Origin of the sequence: Corynebacterium sp. LK26 (assembly GCF_014335085.1) — a bacterium.
Taxonomy (GTDB): domain Bacteria; phylum Actinomycetota; class Actinomycetes; order Mycobacteriales; family Mycobacteriaceae; genus Corynebacterium; species Corynebacterium jeikeium_D.
The window spans coordinates 1-2,264 of record NZ_PDHB01000008.1; the positions used below are offsets into that span (position 1 = coordinate 1).

1 protein-coding gene is annotated in these 2,264 nt (G+C 53.8%); it reads right to left on the minus strand.

The genetic code is table 11. The features are described 5' to 3' along the window. Positions 1–543 precede the first annotated feature (543 nt). On the minus strand, positions 544–1,992 hold the full coding sequence (locus CRD13_RS06655; RefSeq protein ID WP_049189566.1) for a nucleobase:cation symporter-2 family protein: 1,449 nt from the start codon (positions 1,990–1,992) through the stop codon (positions 544–546). Between the last annotated feature and the right edge of the window lie 272 nt (positions 1,993–2,264).

The following is a 2,264-nucleotide window of genomic DNA, read 5'->3' on the forward strand; positions in this document are numbered from 1 at the left end:
AGTAGGTCGCCGCCGGCATAATAATCTTGTTTGTGGGTCGTGGTTGCCTTGCCCCTTGTGTGGGGTTGGGTGCTGCGGCCCACTTTTGTGCCCACGAGTAAACAACATTTAATCGACAAATGTCGTGGCTTATATCTCGGGGTAGCTACCGATTTGGCTTAATTGCGGGTACTTAGAAGGGTCCGATGCGCAGTACACCGGTCGGAGGCTCCTCGAATTCTGGCACTGAGCTTGTTGGCATGTCCGATTCAGTTATTGCACTTCTGTGTTTACCACAGCCACTCATCCCGACATGCAGATACCGCGCTTCAATGGGGCTTTACTGCCAAGCTGTCCAAATAGGGATCCATACGCTTATTTGGAATTCGTCCTGATTCTTAAGGCCCTACCTACGAGACAACGCGGCGCCATCCAAGGTCGCGCCAAAAGGAAATCCCGTATGGGCGAGGTATTGCCTGCGCCCATACGGGAATGTGTTGTATTTAATTACGCCAGCGCGGTCTGGGATTGAGCTATCCAGCCACGCTAATCAAAGTACCGAAGTTAGTTATTACTGCTTGGCTTAGCGGGCGGGACGTCGCCGTAGCCGTCGTGGTCCTTATCTTCAGAGTTGATACCTCCGCGGAAGGTGTCGTGAGCGCTCGGAGTAACTGCGTGCGGTGCACGGTCGGCGGTGTTGAACAAAAGGTTCAAGATAATAGCTGCGACGGAACCTACGCAGATTCCTGAGGCCATAAACGTTTGTGCCCATGCCGGCAGTCCGGAGAATAGTTCGGGCGATACAGCCGGAAGCAATGCCAGTGCCAACGGAATACCAACCACGATCACGTTGGATTCAGTGAACTTAACCTTGGATAGGGTGCGGACGCCGGATGCTGCGACCATGCCGAACAAGGCGATACCGGCACCTCCCAAAACTGGAGCCGGGATAGCAGCAACGAGAGCGGCCGTCTTTGGAATCAGTCCCAGAATCAGCAGCATTCCGCCTGCAGCTGCGGTAACCCATCGGGATCGCACGCCCGTGATGGACAGGACGCCGATGTTCTGGGCAAACGCCGTGTATTCGAAGGTATTGAAAATACCGCCGATCACGGTCGCAGCACCGTCGGCACGCAGTGTGTCGGCAATACGGCGATTATCAATCTCGGTCTCGGTAATCTCACCGATTGCAAGCACATCTCCAGTCGCCTCGACCATAGTCACAAGCGAGACAATGCACATGGCAAATACAGCCGAGAAGACAAACTCAGGCATGCCGAAGTAGAACGGATGTGTCAGCCCAAAGATTGGTGAGTCCTTAGTCCCAGACCAATCCACCATTCCCAATGGAATGCACAGCAGCAACCCAGAAATCATGCCCACTAGAACGGCGATTCGGGCGAGCCATTCCGGTGCCCAACGCTCAATACTGAGAATCAAGACCAACACAAACACAGCTACTGCCAAGTTTTGGGGCGTGCCGAAATCAGGAGTGTCCTTGACTTCAGCACCGCCACCAACCCAGTCAGCTGCGACTGGCATAAGCGTCGTACCGATAATCAATAGCACCGTGCCAGTGACCAACGGCGGAAATAGACGTAGAAGCGATGCAAAAAGCGGTGCAAAGAGCATCATGAAAATGCCCGATGCAATCACCGAACCGTAGATTGCGGGCACGCCGTATTGCGATCCGATAGTGACCATCGGAATGGCGGCAGAGAAGGTACAGCCCTGAATCAGTGGTAACCGCACACCAAATCGCCAAATACCCACCGACTGCACGATGGTGGCGATGCCGGCAACAAACAGGTCCGCGGCAATTAGGTGCGGAATATCGGATGGGGACATACGCCCGGCATCCACAAGTGCCCAGCCCACGAAAAGCGGGACTGCCACCGCGCCTGCATACGCGGCGAGCACATGTTGAAAGCCGAGTACAAGCAATTTCACATGGCCCGGATACTCATCGACCGGATGGACCGGCCGGGCATCGGTCTTCGTTGATGTAGTCACAGTTCGACTTTAGTTCCCTAGCCCAGCTTTTCCTCACTGGAGCTTTCTATTGGGGTGGTTTCGCTCCATCTCGCTTTACGACGAAGGCCTCGAGACTTGTCACTTTGCTGAGATAACTCGTGAGTGTGCGTAAGAAGCCGGTGAACGAACGCATTGCCGAACAGCTTTAAGTGAAACTCTAGGGTTATGGTCTTCTATTAGCTCGAAAGTACCCAAGAAAGTCATTGTGACCTGGGGGTTCGCTTTATGTGTGAAGTGTGTGTAATGTATCC